This window comes from Stenotrophomonas sp. RS-48, assembly GCF_030053245.1.
Classification (GTDB): domain Bacteria; phylum Pseudomonadota; class Gammaproteobacteria; order Xanthomonadales; family Xanthomonadaceae; genus Stenotrophomonas; species Stenotrophomonas maltophilia_P.
The window spans coordinates 1-13,357 of record NZ_JASGBV010000053.1 but is presented as its reverse complement, the minus strand read 5'-3'; the positions used below and the strand labels follow the sequence as shown (position 1 = coordinate 13,357).

At 67.2% G+C, this 13,357-nt stretch carries 15 protein-coding genes; 1 reads left to right on the top strand and 14 read right to left on the bottom strand.

Annotation, left to right across the window (positions count from 1 at the left end; translation table 11 throughout):
* Positions 1-25: 25 nt before the first annotated feature.
* From QMZ25_RS10950 to rlmD, 7 genes are all read right to left on the bottom strand, one after another.
* Positions 26-232 carry a cold-shock protein gene (locus tag QMZ25_RS10950; protein ID WP_005410590.1) on the bottom strand — a complete coding sequence of 69 codons (207 nt, stop codon included), beginning with the start codon at positions 230-232 and terminating at the stop codon, positions 26-28.
* Positions 233-320: 88 nt separating this feature from the next.
* The gene (locus tag QMZ25_RS10945; protein WP_053520226.1) at positions 321-1,067 is read right to left on the bottom strand and encodes an S-methyl-5'-thioinosine phosphorylase; all 747 of its coding nucleotides are present in this window, start codon (positions 1,065-1,067) and stop codon (positions 321-323) included.
* Positions 1,068-1,149: 82 nt separating this feature from the next.
* Entirely contained in the window at positions 1,150-1,704 is a 555-nt protein-coding gene (locus tag QMZ25_RS10940; RefSeq protein ID WP_283219634.1) for a hypoxanthine-guanine phosphoribosyltransferase, read from the bottom strand.
* Entirely contained in the window at positions 1,704-2,711 is a 1,008-nt protein-coding gene (gene nagZ / locus QMZ25_RS10935) for a beta-N-acetylhexosaminidase (RefSeq protein WP_111186713.1), read from the bottom strand. Before nagZ ends, QMZ25_RS10940 begins: the two co-directional genes overlap by 1 nt.
* A gap of 103 nt (positions 2,712-2,814) precedes the next feature.
* Positions 2,815-3,507: a DsbA family oxidoreductase gene (locus tag QMZ25_RS10930; RefSeq protein WP_053520229.1), complete on the bottom strand. Its 693-nt coding sequence runs from the start codon at positions 3,505-3,507 to the stop codon at positions 2,815-2,817.
* A 49-nt stretch (positions 3,508-3,556) separates the two neighbouring features.
* Entirely contained in the window at positions 3,557-4,042 is a 486-nt protein-coding gene (locus QMZ25_RS10925) for a CYTH domain-containing protein (RefSeq protein WP_283219647.1), read from the bottom strand.
* Between the two features lie 33 nt (positions 4,043-4,075).
* Positions 4,076-5,410, bottom strand: coding sequence for a 23S rRNA (uracil(1939)-C(5))-methyltransferase RlmD (rlmD, locus tag QMZ25_RS10920; protein ID WP_283219633.1), 1,335 nt, complete (start codon positions 5,408-5,410; stop codon positions 4,076-4,078).
* A gap of 129 nt (positions 5,411-5,539) precedes the next feature.
* Here rlmD and QMZ25_RS10915 point away from each other — a divergent pair, with 129 nt between their 5' ends.
* Complete coding sequence (locus tag QMZ25_RS10915; RefSeq protein WP_053520232.1) at positions 5,540-6,268, top strand: response regulator; 729 nt, start codon at positions 5,540-5,542, stop codon at positions 6,266-6,268.
* 99 nt (positions 6,269-6,367) lie between these two features.
* On the opposite strand, the gene recO is transcribed toward QMZ25_RS10915, so the two are convergent.
* From recO to QMZ25_RS10880, 7 genes are all read right to left on the bottom strand, one after another.
* Positions 6,368-7,087, bottom strand: coding sequence for a DNA repair protein RecO (gene recO, locus QMZ25_RS10910; protein ID WP_053520233.1), 720 nt, complete (start codon positions 7,085-7,087; stop codon positions 6,368-6,370).
* 18 nt (positions 7,088-7,105) lie between these two features.
* Entirely contained in the window at positions 7,106-8,002 is an 897-nt protein-coding gene (era, locus tag QMZ25_RS10905; RefSeq protein WP_053520234.1) for a GTPase Era, read from the bottom strand.
* Complete coding sequence (gene rnc, locus QMZ25_RS10900; RefSeq protein ID WP_053520235.1) at positions 7,999-8,679, bottom strand: ribonuclease III; 681 nt, start codon at positions 8,677-8,679, stop codon at positions 7,999-8,001. Before rnc ends, era begins: the two co-directional genes overlap by 4 nt.
* On the bottom strand, positions 8,669-9,052 hold the full coding sequence (locus QMZ25_RS10895) for a DUF4845 domain-containing protein (protein ID WP_053520236.1): 384 nt from the start codon (positions 9,050-9,052) through the stop codon (positions 8,669-8,671). Before QMZ25_RS10895 ends, rnc begins: the two co-directional genes overlap by 11 nt.
* A gap of 37 nt (positions 9,053-9,089) precedes the next feature.
* Positions 9,090-9,884 carry a signal peptidase I gene (lepB, locus tag QMZ25_RS10890; RefSeq protein WP_053520237.1) on the bottom strand — a complete coding sequence of 265 codons (795 nt, stop codon included), beginning with the start codon at positions 9,882-9,884 and terminating at the stop codon, positions 9,090-9,092.
* A gap of 54 nt (positions 9,885-9,938) precedes the next feature.
* Positions 9,939-11,732: a translation elongation factor 4 gene (gene lepA, locus QMZ25_RS10885; protein ID WP_065174904.1), complete on the bottom strand. Its 1,794-nt coding sequence runs from the start codon at positions 11,730-11,732 to the stop codon at positions 9,939-9,941.
* Positions 11,733-11,909: 177 nt separating this feature from the next.
* The coding region (locus tag QMZ25_RS10880; protein ID WP_283219632.1) for a DegQ family serine endoprotease at positions 11,910-13,357 on the bottom strand (1,448 nt) is incomplete at its 5' end.

Below are 13,357 nucleotides of genomic sequence, written 5' to 3'. Positions count from 1 at the left end.
GGTTCTCAACGCACTGTCGAGTGGATCACTCGGCCGGCGTGATGTTCGAAGCCTGGGCACCCTTCGGGCCCTGGGTCACGTCATAGGTGACACGCTGGCCTTCCTGCAGGCTGCGGAAGCCCTTGGAGTTGATGGCGGAGAAGTGCGCGAACACGTCGGCGCTGCCATCCTCCGGCGAGATGAAGCCAAATCCCTTGGCGTCGTTGAACCACTTGACGGTACCGTTCGGCATGGTGATGCGAGACCTTATGCAATGAATGGGTGGTGTACGCTGAACCCGCGTACCGGCTGAGTATGCAAAGCTTGCTCGGCGAAGACAATCACCCCCGTGCCAATTCGCCGATCAGTTCCGGAAGTCCATTGCTCGCCGCCTGCACATTGGCCAGCACTTCGGCCATCGTGATCTCCTCGCCATCACCACAGCCCGCGGCCCAGTTCGCCACGATCGCCAGGCACGCGTAATCCAGTCCCAACTCCCGCGCCAGCGCGGCTTCGGGCATTCCGGTCATGCCCACCAGATCGCAGCCATCGCGCCGCATGCGGGCGATTTCCGCGATGGTTTCCAGCCTCGGCCCCTGCGTCGCACCGTAGCAGCCACCGTCATGGACCGTGACACCCGTCACTTTGGCCGCGGCCAGAATCTTGCTCCGCAGCATCGGCGTGTACGGGTGGCCGAAGTCCACATGCAGCACTTCGGTACCCTCTTCTTCACAGATCGTGCTGATCCGGCCCCAGGTGTAGTCGATGATCTGGTCCGGGCAGGCCAGCACGCGCGGCCCGACCTGCTCGGTGATGCCCCCGACGGTGTTCAGCGCCAGCACGCGCTGGGCGCCGATCTGCTGCAGCGCAGCCAGATTGGCGCGGTAGTTGATCTTGTGCGGCGGCAGCGAGTGGCCCTCGCCATGGCGCGCAAGGAACGCCACGCGGTTGCCCAGCAGCGTGCCCACGCGCACCGGGCCGGAGGGACGGCCGAAGCGGGTCTCGACCTCGTGGGTCTGCACATCGTCGAGCTTGGCCAGGTTGTAGACACCGGTACCGCCGATCACGGCCAGGGCGATCTGTTGCATCGAAAGCACTCCAGAGAAAGACGAACGCCGGCACCCGAGGATGCCGGCGGCGGCAAAGGACGGCCGCGGACGGCCGTGCCTGTTATTCCTTCATCGCGTAGATGGCCGGCACGCAGCGCAGGGTCTCGTTGACGTCCATGCCGAAACCGAACACGTAGCGGTCGGGCAGTTCGATGCCGGCGTAGTCAGCCGTCACATCCGGCAGCCCGCGATCGTGCTTCTTCACCGTCATCGCCGCGATGCGCACGTCGGTCGCGCCCTGTTCCAGGCACCAGGTGCGCACGCCCTGCAGGGTGTAGCCCTCATCGAGGATGTCATCGACCAGCAGCACACGGCGGCCGAACAGCGCGGTGGCCGGCTTGTGCTTCCACACCAGGTCGCCGCCGGTGGTTTCACCGCGATAGCGGGTGGCGTGCAGGTAATCGAACTGCACGTCCTGGCCGCGTGCACCCAGCTCCAGCGCCAGCTGGCCGGCGAACGGCAGCGCACCGTGCATGATCGACAGGAACAGTGGCACCTCGCCCTTGTAATCGCGCGCGATGGCGTCGGCGATACCGGCGATGGCCTTGTCGATGGTGGGGCGGTCAACCAGCAGGTCGGCCTGGACCAGGGCCTGGGAAATGGTGAGGTTCGGCATCAGACGGTTCTTCCAAGGGTTTCAAGCAGACGGGATTGAGTGTCGCCATGGCGGGCATCGGCCAGCAGGCCATCCCAGCCAAGCGCGCCGCGGCCGAGCAGGCCAAGCAGCGCAGCGGTATTGAGGGAGCGTCCCTGCACCGCGTGCAGGGCTTCATCGACCAGCTCCGGATGGCAGACCAGCACGACGTCGCAGCCCGCATCCAGGTGCGCGTGCACGCGTGCCGCAACGCCACCGGCATGGTGCGAAGCGGCCATGCCGATGTCGTCGGAGAACACCACGCCGCGGAAGCCCAGCTCGCCACGCAGCACCTCCTGGATCCAGCGCGGCGAATAGCCGGCCGGTTCCGGCGCCACCTGCGGGTAGATCACGTGCGCCATCATCACGGCGTCGGCACCGGCGGCAACACCGGCCCGGAACGGCACCAGGTCCTGCGCGCGCAGTTCGTCCAGCGTCCGCGGATCGACCGCGGTATCGACATGGGTGTCTTCCAGCACGGTGCCATGGCCGGGAAAATGCTTGAGGGTGGCCGCCATGCCGGCCGCGTGCATGCCGCGTACGTAGGCCTCGGTGAACGCAGCCACGACCTGCGGGTCTTCACTGAAAGCGCGGTTGCCGATCGCAAGGTTGCCACGGCCCAGGTCGACCACCGGGGCAAAGCTCAGGTCCACGCCACTGGCGCGCACTTCGCTGGCCATCAGCCAGGCGTGCTGCTCGGCCAGCGCCAACGCGGCGCCGGGATCCTTCGCATAGCCGGCACCGATCTCCTGCAGCGGCGGCAGATCGCTGTAGCCCTTGCGGAAACGCTGCACGCGACCGCCTTCCTGGTCGACGCAGATCAGCTGCGGGCGCGGCGCAGCCTCGCGGATCGCGGCGCTGAGCTCGCTCACCTGCTGGCGGGAGGCGAAGTTGCGCGTGAACAGCACCACCCCGGCAACGGCATCGTGCTGCAGCCAGTCGCGTTCCTGGGGGGTCAGTTCAGTGCCGGCAACGCCGATCAGCAGCATGGTCGTTCTCCACAACGGGCGCCCGCATGGCGCAGTGCCGCATTGTCGCAGAACCGGCCGTTGGACGCAGGTGGGGGCGTCCATCGCGCGCCCCCTCGAAGGATCAGACCCTGCAGCCGTCCGCGCCACAGGCGTCGTCGCCACTGCGTCCGGTTGCCGTGCCCTGCTCCGCCGCGATCTGCCGCAGCGCCTGGGCGAAGGCTTCCGGAGGCTGGGCGCCGGAGATCGCCCAGCGGCCGTCGATGACGAAGGTCGGCACCGAGGAAACACCCAGCGCACGGGCCTGGTCCAGTCCCGCTTCGACCTCGGCCAGGCCGCGTGAGGAGGCCAGCATCTGGGCGATCTCTGCCGCATCCAGTCCGCCTGCCACACCGGCCCGGGTCAGCACCTCTGTGTCCGCCAGATTCTGGCCGTGCTCGAAATGAGCGCGGAACAGCGCCTCTCCGACCGCGTCCTGCACACCGTGCTGGCCGGCCAGCCACAGCAGCCGGTGCGCTGGCAGAGTGGTCACCCGCACCTGGCCCTGGCTGAAGTCCATGGGCAGGCCTTCGCCACGGGCGGTGGCCTGGGTCTGGCCGAGAATCTGCTCTGTGCGCTCGACACCGCCGAACTTGCGCGCATACGCCTCGCGCAGCGGCACCGGCGTGGTGCCCGCATCCGGGTCCAGCTGGAACGGCTGCCAGTGGATGTCGAGTACTGGGGCATCGGCCCCCAGCAACTGCACCCCCTGCTGGAAACGGTGCTTGCCGATCCAGCACCAGGGACAGACCACGTCGGAGTAGATGTCGATTCTCATCCCACCGACATGGGGTCCGGGCGCCCCGAAAAAAGGGGGAACGCCCCTTTCACCAGCGTGAATAGGGATGACTGGCCAGTGCGACGTTGTAGTAGCGCGGGTCGTCGGTGACCTCCGCGCCGGCCCAGTCCGGCAGGACGATGGCCTGCCCGGCGCTTTCCACCTCGACTTCGGCCACCACCAGGCCGGCGTTGTCACCCAGGAACTCATCCACTTCCCAGGTCAGGCCGGCATGCTCGACCAGGTGGCGACGCTTGTCGATCAGGCCCCCCACGCACAGCGCCAGCAGCGCGCGCGCATCCTCCACCGGAATCGGGTAATCAAACTCCTGGCGGGTATGGCCGATCGTGCGCGACTTCAGGTTCAGCGCGGCGTGCTCACCTTCGATGCGCACCCGCACGGACGCGTTCTGGCGACCGCTGTCGAGCGCGCCCAGATCGTTGATGTAGCCCTGCGCCATCGGAATCACCCGGTGTGCGGCCGCACGCCAGCCGTCGCTGCTGACGAGGAATTTGCGTTCGATCTCGATGCCCATCGCGCCATTATGCGCGATGGGCATGACAGCGGGTCAGCGCTTTTCGAACACCGCGATGCTTTCCACGTGCGCGGTGTGCGGGAACATGTCCATGGCGCCGGCACTGACCAGGGTGAAGCCCTGCTCGTTCACCAGGTAGCCCGCGTCCCGGGCCAGCGATCCCGGATGGCAGCTGACGTACACGATGCGCTTGAACTGCTTCAACGGCAGCTGCTGCAGCACCTCGATCGCGCCCGAGCGCGGCGGGTCCAGCAACAGCTTGTCGAAGCCCTGGCGCATCCACGGCGTGGCGCGCTGGTCCTGAGTCAGGTCGGCGCTGTAGAACTGGGCGTTGCCCAGCCCGTTGCGCTCGGCGTTCTCACGTGCGCGGGCAACGAGGCCCGCGTCGCCTTCCACGCCCACCACCTCGCGCACTCGGCGCGCCAGCGGCAGGGTGAAGTTGCCCAGCCCGCAGAACAGGTCCAGCACGCGCTCGTCCTCACCCGGCTCCAGCAGATCCAGGGTGTGAGCGATCATCTTCTCGTTGAGCTTGGCATTGACCTGGATGAAATCCAGTGGCCGGAATGCCAGTTCGACATCCCACGGCGCCAGCCGGAACGACAGCGGCACGCCCTGCCCGTCCAGCGGATGGACGGTGTCCACGCCACCGGGTTGCAGGTAGATGGCGAATCCGTGCTGCTGGCCGAAGCTGGTCCATGCGGCGCGGTCGGCATCACTGAGCGGCTGCAGATGACGCACGGTCAGCGCGATGGCCTGGTCACCGCCGATGAACTCGATCTGCGGGATGTCGCGCTTGCCGTCGAGCGACTCGATGAAGGTCGACAGCGCCTGCACCTTGGTGCCCACTTCGGGGATCACGGTCAGGCACTGGCTGAGATCGGCGACGAAGCGCGGGTCCTGTTCACGGAAGCCGACCAGGGTCTTGTCCTTCTTCTCGACGCGGCGCACCGAGAAGCGCCCCTTGCGGCGGTAACCCCAGCTGTCGCCGACCAGCGGTGGCAGCACGCGGCCCGGCTTCACGTGACCGATGCGTTCCAGGTTGTCCATCAGCACGCGCTGCTTGGCAACGATCTGCTGGTCTTCATCCAGGTGCTGCAGCACGCAGCCGGCGCAGGTGCCGAAATGCGGGCACTTCGGCGTCACCCGCTGTGGCGAGGCCTGCAGCACTTCCACGGTGCGTGCTTCGTCGAAATGGCGGCTGCGGGCGGTCTGTTCAGCCATGACCACCTCGCCCGGCAGAGCGCCGCTGATGAAGGTGACCTTGCCACCTTCGCCTTCACGGCGGGCGACGCCGCGACCATCATGGCTGAGGTCGAGGATCTCGGTCTGGAACGGGGTACGGTCGATGCGGGAGCGGGATCGGGCCACGTGGCAACAGGCTGCGGGCGAAAATGGGCGCGTATTGTCGCAGATCCTGACCGGCGGGGCCTGCCGCCGCTTGCGCCAGCCGCCGCCGTGCTTGATGATGTCAACCAGCTGACATGGAGGCAGCCCCTGATGCAGATGACCCCGAGGGCCGGTCGGCCCCGCTTCCTGCTTGTCGAGGACGACATCATCAGCCGCGGGTTTTTCAAGGCGGCGTTGGAAACCCTGCCGGCGGACGTCGATACCGCGGACTCCCTTGCCAGTGCCCTGGCAAGCGCCGAGCCCGGGGCTCACGACCTGTGGCTGATCGACGTCAACCTGCCCGACGGCAATGGCGCGCAGCTGCTGCGCGAACTGCGCCGTTCGCATCCGGACACGCCTGCCCTGGCGCATACCGCCGACGGCGACACGTCCATCCATGCGCGCCTGCGTGAGGCCGGTTTCAGCGACACCCTGGTCAAACCGCTCGGCCGCGACCAGTTGCTGAAGGCGGTCCGCCGCGCCCTGGTCAACTCGCCGGCCGGCATCGCCGTCGCTCCGGCCCCCGCTGCGATCGAGCTGAACGGGCAGGACTGGGACGAGACCGCCGCTCTGGCCGCTCTCAATGGCCAGCGCAATCATTTGATCGCCCTGCGCGAGCTGTTCCTTGCGGAACTGCCGGGCGTCCGCGATGCGGTCGAGCAGGCCGTGGACCAGCATGATGAACGCCAGCTGCGCAGCCAGCTGCACCGGCTGCAGGCAAGCTGCGGCTTCGTCGGTGCCGCACGGCTGGGCCGCGCGGTGCGCCAGCTGCACCACATGCCGGAGTCGGACCTGGCACAAGCGGGCTTCCGCGCCGCGGTAGCGGCACTGCTGCACTGAGGGTTGCCCGGCACGGATGCGCCCTGCCCCGTCGGATATCGAAATCAATCCGGGGTCAGATCCCTTTCCCTGCGGAAGACGGATCTGCCCCCCGCCCGCCTACCGCCGGGGGGCCAACTGCTCCAGCAGCTCCCAGGACTTCAGCCCCCGTGGCCCCAGGTGGTGCGCCAGCACCCGCCGCATGGGCAGCCGCAGGCTCGCCAGATCAGCAGGCCCCGGCTCCTCGTCGGCCGCCAGCGCCAACAGCGCCGAACCGGTGGCGGCCGCACTGCGCTCTCCACCGCGCTCGCTGAGCAGCCGTTGCGGCCCTTCCTGCGGATCCAGCGCATAACGCGCTGCCGGATCGATCGGCTGACCATCGCTGGCGCTTTCCAGATCGAAACCGAGCCCCAGTGCGGCAAGCAGCTCGCGCTCGAAGCGGCGCAGCGTCCAGGCCAGTCCGGCGCCCACTGCCAGCCGCGCGCGTGCCTCGCCGTACGCCAGGTACACCTCCGGCAACGGATCCTGGCGTGGCGCCAGCCGCAGCGTCAGTTCACTCAGGTAGAAGCCGGCCAGCATGGCCTGGCCGACCAGCCGCGGCGCCGCGTCCAGCGCTTCGGCGGCACGCAGCTGCGCCAGTTCGCCGCGCTGCTGTGCGCTGAAGCGGATCCACTGCAGCGGCTGCAGGGCCGCGCGCAACACCTGGCCCTTGGCCGTGGACACGCCGCGCGCAAGCAGGCCGATCCGGCCATGTTCCGCGCTCAGCACCTCCACCAGCAGGCTGGTTTCGCGATAGGCCCGTGCATGCAGCACGAACCCCGTGTCGTCCTCGATGATCACCGAAGCGATCGCCGTGGCTTACTCGTAACCGAAGGCCTTCAGCGCGGCCTCGTCGTCGGACCAGCCTTCACGTACGCGCACCCAGGTTTCCAGGAACACCTTGGCACCGAACAGACGCTCCATCTGCAGGCGCGACTTGGCCCCGATCTCCTTCAGGCGCGCGCCCCCCTTGCCGATCACGATGGCCTTCTGGCCTTCCCGCTCGACCCAGATCACCGCGCCGATGCGCAGAAGATTGCCATCCTCGGTGAAGCGCTCGATCTCCACGGTGGTGGCATAGGGCAGCTCCTCGCCAAGCTGGCGCATCAGCTGCTCACGTACCAGTTCACCGGCAAGGAAACGTTGGCTGCGGTCGGTGATCTCGTCCTCGCCGAACATCGGCGGGGCTTCCGGCAGCAGCTCCAGCACGTCACGCACCAGGGCGTCCAGGCCGTTGCGCTTCTGCGCCGAGATCGGATGCACGGCGGCGAAATCACGGCCGGCGGTCACCTCCTGCAGGAACGGCAGCAGCGCGCCCTTGTCCTTCAGGCGATCGATCTTGTTGACCACCAGCACCACCGGGATGCCGGCATCGCGCAGCACGTTGAAGGCCAGGCTGTCTTCGTCATCCCAGCGCCCGGCCTCGATCACCAGCAGGCCTGCATCCACGCCTTCCAGCGAGCCGCGCGCGGCGCGGTTCATCACCCGGTTCATCGCCCGCTTCTGCACCTTGTGCAGGCCCGGGGTATCGACCAGCACCAGCTGGCCTTCCGGATAGGTGGCGATGCCGAGCAGGCGGTGGCGGGTGGTCTGCGGCCGGTTGGAGACGATGCTGACCTTGGCCCCGACCAGGGCATTGGTCAGGGTCGACTTGCCGACGTTCGGGCGGCCGATGACGGCCACGCTGCCGCAATGATGGGAAGTTTGTTCGCTCACTTGGAATCCAGTTGTTCTAGGACGGCTGCAGCCGCCTGTTGTTCGGCAAGCCGCCGCGAGGCGCCTTCGCCCTCGGTGCTGGCGGCCGGGTCGGCCACGTTGCAGCGTACCCGGAAATGTTTGGCGTGGTCGTCACCGGATTCTGACACCAGTTCGTACTGGGGCAACGCCTTCTGCCGGGCCTGCAGCCATTCCTGCAGGCGGGTCTTGGGGTCCTTCTCGGGGCGGCCGGTGGCCGGCAGCGCCTCCATCGAGGCCGTGAACCAGGGCAGCACGGTCTCCCGGCACGCGTCAAAACCGGCGTCCAGGTAGATCGCGGCCACCACCGCCTCCAGTGCATCGGCCAGGATCGAGTCGCGGCGGTGCCCGCCCGACTTCATCTCGCCCGCGCCCAGGATCAGCCGTTCGCCCAGCTGCAGGGTACGGGCGATCACTGCCAGCGCCCCTTCACGCACCAGCTCGGCGCGGGCGCGGGTCAGTGCGCCCTCGTCGGCCTTGGGCCAGCGCTGGTACAGCGCCTCGGCGACCATCATGTTGACGATGCTGTCGCCGAGGAATTCCAGGCGCTCGTTATGCGGCACGCCGGCACTGCGATGGGTCAGCGCCTGCTTGAGCAGCGCCGGGTCGCGGAAGGCATGGCCGATCAGGTCGCCACGTTGGATGAATTTACTGGGCACCGCTTCGGGTCAGGTCCTGGGAAGAATCGAATTTGCCAACCACATCGAGGTTGCCGATCAACGGGCGACGCACTTCGTAGTTGACCTTGAGGGTCCAGCCATTGTCGCGGCGATCGAACTTGACGTTGCCCGGCTTCACGTTGTCCGAGTAGTTGATGTACAGCCGCTTGAAGAACAGATCCTGGATCCGCGCCGGCTCCATGCTGGCCACGCCCGGCTGGCTGGCCAGGCTCTTCATCGCCGAGCGTACCGCGTAATACTCCTGGTACATCGGGAACAGCTTCATGCCGATGTAGATGAAGAAGCCAACCACGACCAGGACCACCAGAAACGAGGTCAGGGTGATGCCGCGCTGCGTGTTCATCGTCTTCATTGCGTTCTCCCCAGATACGCGTTGGATGTGAAAATACTCAGTTGATGCCCGAGCCGATCCGCGACGGCTCGAAACCGTCCTTGCAGAACCAGCCCTGGCAGTTCAGCCAGATCAGGAATGCCTTGCCCCGCAGGTTCTCTTCCGGCAGCAGCCCCCAGAAGCGTCCATCATCGCTGTTGTCACGGTTGTCGCCCATCACCAGGTACTTGCCGGCCGGCACGGTCCACTGGCCCTGGCCACGCGGATAGTCGGTCTCCAGCACGGTATGGGTGCGGCCCGGGAGATGCTCGACCAGCAGGTTGGCGCCCTCGCCCTGGCCTTTGTGGCCGGCGTAGATGCCCTTGTTGTCGTACTTCACCGGCTCGCCGTTCAGCACCAGGCTGTCGCCCTCGAACACCACGGTGTCACCCGGCACGCCGATCACGCGCTTGATGAAGTTCTCGCCCTTGGCCGGGTCGTTGTCGCCGTGGCCCGGGAAGTGGAACACCACCACATCGCCGCGCGCGGGATCACCCACCGGCACGAAGCGGGTATTGGTGATCGGCAGGCGCAGGCCATAGGCGAACTTGTTGACCAGGATGAAATCACCGATCAGCAGGTTCGGCATCATCGAGCTGGACGGGATCTTGTACGGCTCGGCGATGAAGCTGCGCACGACCAGCACGATCGCCAGCACCGGGAAGAATGCACGCGAGTAATCCACCAGCACCGGCTCGGTGTCGAGCAGGCCTGCACGCTGGGCGCGGCGCCTGGCGAAGTACAGCTTGTCCGCAAGCAGGATCAGGCCCGAGGCCAGGGTCAGCACGACCAGGAGGATCTCAAACAGTTTCATTCAGGGTCCTTTGCAACGTCACCGGACGACCGGCCCCGGAGGGCCGGTGCGCGCTTACTTGTTGTCCATCTGCAGCACGGCCAGGAACGCTTCCTGCGGGATTTCCACGCGGCCGACCTGCTTCATGCGCTTCTTGCCTTCCTTCTGCTTTTCCAGAAGCTTCTTCTTGCGCGAAACGTCGCCACCATAGCACTTGGCCAGCACGTTCTTGCGCATGGCCTTGACCGTGGTACGGGCGATGATCTGCGAGCCGACAGCCGCCTGGATCGCCACGTCGAACATCTGCCGCGGGATCAGGTCCTTCATCTTCTCGCACAGCTCGCGGCCGCGGCGGTCGGCATGGCTGCGGTGGACGATCAGCGACAGCGCATCGACCTTGTCGCCATTGATCAGCACGTCCACGCGCACGAACGGACCGGCATCGAAGCGCACGAAGTGATAGTCCAGCGACGCGTAGCCGCGGCTGACCGACTTCAGCTTGTCGAAGAAGTCCAGCACCACTTCGGCCATCGGCAGCTCGTAGCTGATCTGCACCTGGCTGCCCAGGTAGTTGATGCCGATCTGGCTGCCGCGCTTTTCCTCGCACAGCTTGATGATGTTGCCGATGTACTCCTCGGGGGTGAGTACGTTGGCACGGATGATCGGCTCGCGGATCTCCTGGACCTGGTTCACCGCCGGCAGCTTGGCCGGGTTGTCCATGTTGATGATCGAGCCATCGGTCTTCAGGACCTCGTACACCACCGTCGGCGCGGTGCTGATCAGGTCCAGGTTGTATTCGCGCTCCAGCCGTTCCTGCACGATCTCCATGTGCAGCATGCCGAGGAAGCCGCAGCGGAAACCGAAGCCCATCGCCTCCGAGCTTTCCGGCTCGAAGCGCAGCGCGGCATCGTTCAGGCGCAGCTTGTCCAGTGCCTCGCGCAGGTCCGGATAGTCCTCGGCGTCGACCGGGAACAGGCCGGCGAACACGCGCGGCTGCATTTCCTGGAAGCCCGGCAGCGGCTTCGGTGCCGGATCACCGGCCAGGGTCAGGGTGTCGCCCACCGGCGCACCATGCACGTCCTTGATGCTGGCCGTGACCCAACCCACCTCACCCGCGCGCAGCGCCGGCAACACCTTGCGCTTGGGGGTGAACACGCCGACGTTGTCGACCTGGTGGTTGCGGCCGGTGGACATCACCTGCAGCTTGTCGCCGGCCTTGATCTCGCCCTGCATGACGCGCACCAGCGAGACCACGCCGAGGTAGTTGTCGAACCAGGAGTCGATGATCAGCGCCTGCAGCTTGTCGGTATCGCGTGGCTGCGGCGGCGGAATGCGATGGACGATGGCCTCCAGCACGTCCTGCACGTTCAGGCCGGTCTTGGCGCTGACCGGCACGGCGTCGCTGGCGTCGATGCCGATCACGGCCTCGATCTCGGCCTTGGCGCGCTCGATGTCGGCCGTAGGCAGGTCGATCTTGTTGATCACCGGCACCACTTCCAAACCCTGCTCCACCGCGGTGTAGCAGTTCGCCACCGACTGCGCTTCCACGCCCTGGGCAGCATCGACCACCAGCAGCGCACCTTCACAGGCGGCCAGCGAGCGGCTGACTTCATACGAGAAATCGACGTGGCCCGGGGTGTCGATGAAGTTCAGATGATAGGTCTGCCCGTCCTTGGCCAGGTACGGCAGCGATACCGACTGCGCCTTGATGGTGATGCCACGCTCGCGCTCGATCGGGTTGGAGTCGAGGACCTGCGCTTCCATCTCGCGGGCCTGCAGGCCACCACAAAGCTGGATGATGCGGTCGGCCAGCGTGGACTTGCCGTGGTCGACGTGGGCGATGATGGAGAAGTTGCGGATGTTCCGCATCGAATCAGATGACATAGGTGGCGGCGGCGCGCGGCGTCGTCAGGGTAACGGTGGATTATCGCACGCCCGGGGCCCGCCCGCGAAAGGCGCCTCGCCGGGCCAGGGCCGGAACGACCGAAGCCCCGCCTGAGCGGGGCTTCGGGGGGTAGCGGCTGCCGGAGCAGCCCCGGTCCGGCCTTACTCGCCGGCCTTGACCGCCACGAAGGCGCTGTTGCCGTTGCCGGTGCGGACCAGCAGCATCACCACATCGCCCTTCTTGTAGCTGGACAGCGCGCGGTTCAGCGACTCCACGCCGCTCACCTGGGTGCTGGCCACCTGCAGGATCACCATGCCCGGGGACAGGCCGGCATCCCGGGCGCCCTGCCCCTTGACGCCGGTGATGCGCACGCCCTCGCCCGATTCCAGGCCCAGCTGCTTGCGCTGCGGCGCGGTCAGATCGCTGACGTCCAGGCCCAGCAGGGCATTGGCCCCACTCTGCGGAGCGGCATCGGCCCTGGCGGTGGCGGGGCTGCGGGCGCTGGCCTGGTCATCCTCGGCCAGCGCGGTCAGGGTGGCGCTCAGGTCGCGCGGCTTGCCGTCACGGATCACGCCCAGGGTGACCCGGCTGCCCGGGGCCATGGCGCCGATCAGCGGCGGCAGATCGGACCAGCTGTTGACCGGTGCGCCGTTCACGGTGCGGATCACATCCCCCACCTTCACACCGGCGCGGGCGGCCGCCGAATCCGGCACGATCTGGTTGACCAGCGCACCCCGGCTGTCCGGCAGGCCCATGGCCTGCGCCTTCAGGCCGTCGATCTCCTGCACCACCGCGCCCAGCTGGCCGCGGGTGACCCGGCCGGTCTTCTTGATCTGTTCGACCGCGCTCATCGCCAGGTCGATCGGAATCGCGAAGCTGATGCCCATGTAGCCACCGGACGCAGAGAAGATCTGCGAGTTGATGCCGACCACTTCGCCCCGGGTGTTCAGCAGCGGACCGCCGGAGTTGCCCTGGTTGATCGCCACGTCGGTCTGGATGAACGGCACGTAGCGCTGGTCCGGGCCGCCGGTGCTGCGGCCGAGGGCGCTGACCACGCCGGCGGTGACCGAGTGGTCGAGGCCGAACGGCGAGCCGATCGCGACAACCCACTGGCCCGGCTTCAGGCTGTTGGAATCGCCGACACGGACGGTCGGCAGGTTCCTGCCTTCGATCTTCAGCAGGGCGACGTCGTACTGCTGGTCGCTACCCACCACCTTGGCGGTGAACTCACGGCGATCGCCCAGCTTGACCTTCACCTCGCTGGCGTCGGCAACCACGTGGTAGTTGGTCAGCACGTAGCCGTCGGGCGAAATGATGAAGCCCGACCCCATGCCGCGGCCCTTGATGCTGGGACCGCCGTCGGGGCCGCCCGGCCCCTGCCCCGGCATCGGGAAGTCCGGGCCGAAGAAGCGACGGAAGAACTCCGGCATGTCGTCGTCCCCCATCGGCCCACGCGCCTGGCGGTTGCTGCGGACGATGGTGGTGTCGACGTTGACCACGCCCGGGCCGACCTGCTCGACGAGGTTGGTGAAATCGGGCAGGCCGGTGACCAGCGGCTGCGCCGGAGCGCGCGGCGCGGCAGCGGCCGCGGCCGGCGCGGTCTGGGCAG

What these genes read in the sequence shown, in the direction of transcription:
- QMZ25_RS10930 (WP_053520229.1), bottom strand. Translation starts at nt 3,507, where the DNA reads ATGAGAATCGACATCTACTCCGACGTGGTCTGTCCCTGGTGCTGGATC.
- lepA (WP_065174904.1), bottom strand. Translation starts at nt 11,732, where the DNA reads ATGCGGAACATCCGCAACTTCTCCATCATCGCCCACGTCGACCACGGC.
- QMZ25_RS10925 (WP_283219647.1), bottom strand. Translation starts at nt 4,042, where the DNA reads ATGGGCATCGAGATCGAACGCAAATTCCTCGTCAGCAGCGACGGCTGG.
- QMZ25_RS10945 (WP_053520226.1), bottom strand. Translation starts at nt 1,067, where the DNA reads ATGCAACAGATCGCCCTGGCCGTGATCGGCGGTACCGGTGTCTACAAC.
- QMZ25_RS10950 (WP_005410590.1), bottom strand. Translation starts at nt 232, where the DNA reads ATGCCGAACGGTACCGTCAAGTGGTTCAACGACGCCAAGGGATTTGGC.
- nagZ (WP_111186713.1), bottom strand. Translation starts at nt 2,711, where the DNA reads ATGCTGCTGATCGGCGTTGCCGGCACTGAACTGACCCCCCAGGAACGC.
- QMZ25_RS10915 (WP_053520232.1), top strand. Translation starts at nt 5,540, where the DNA reads ATGCAGATGACCCCGAGGGCCGGTCGGCCCCGCTTCCTGCTTGTCGAG.
- QMZ25_RS10940 (WP_283219634.1), bottom strand. Translation starts at nt 1,704, where the DNA reads ATGCCGAACCTCACCATTTCCCAGGCCCTGGTCCAGGCCGACCTGCTG.
- QMZ25_RS10895 (WP_053520236.1), bottom strand. Translation starts at nt 9,052, where the DNA reads ATGAAGACGATGAACACGCAGCGCGGCATCACCCTGACCTCGTTTCTG.
- lepB (WP_053520237.1), bottom strand. Translation starts at nt 9,884, where the DNA reads ATGAAACTGTTTGAGATCCTCCTGGTCGTGCTGACCCTGGCCTCGGGC.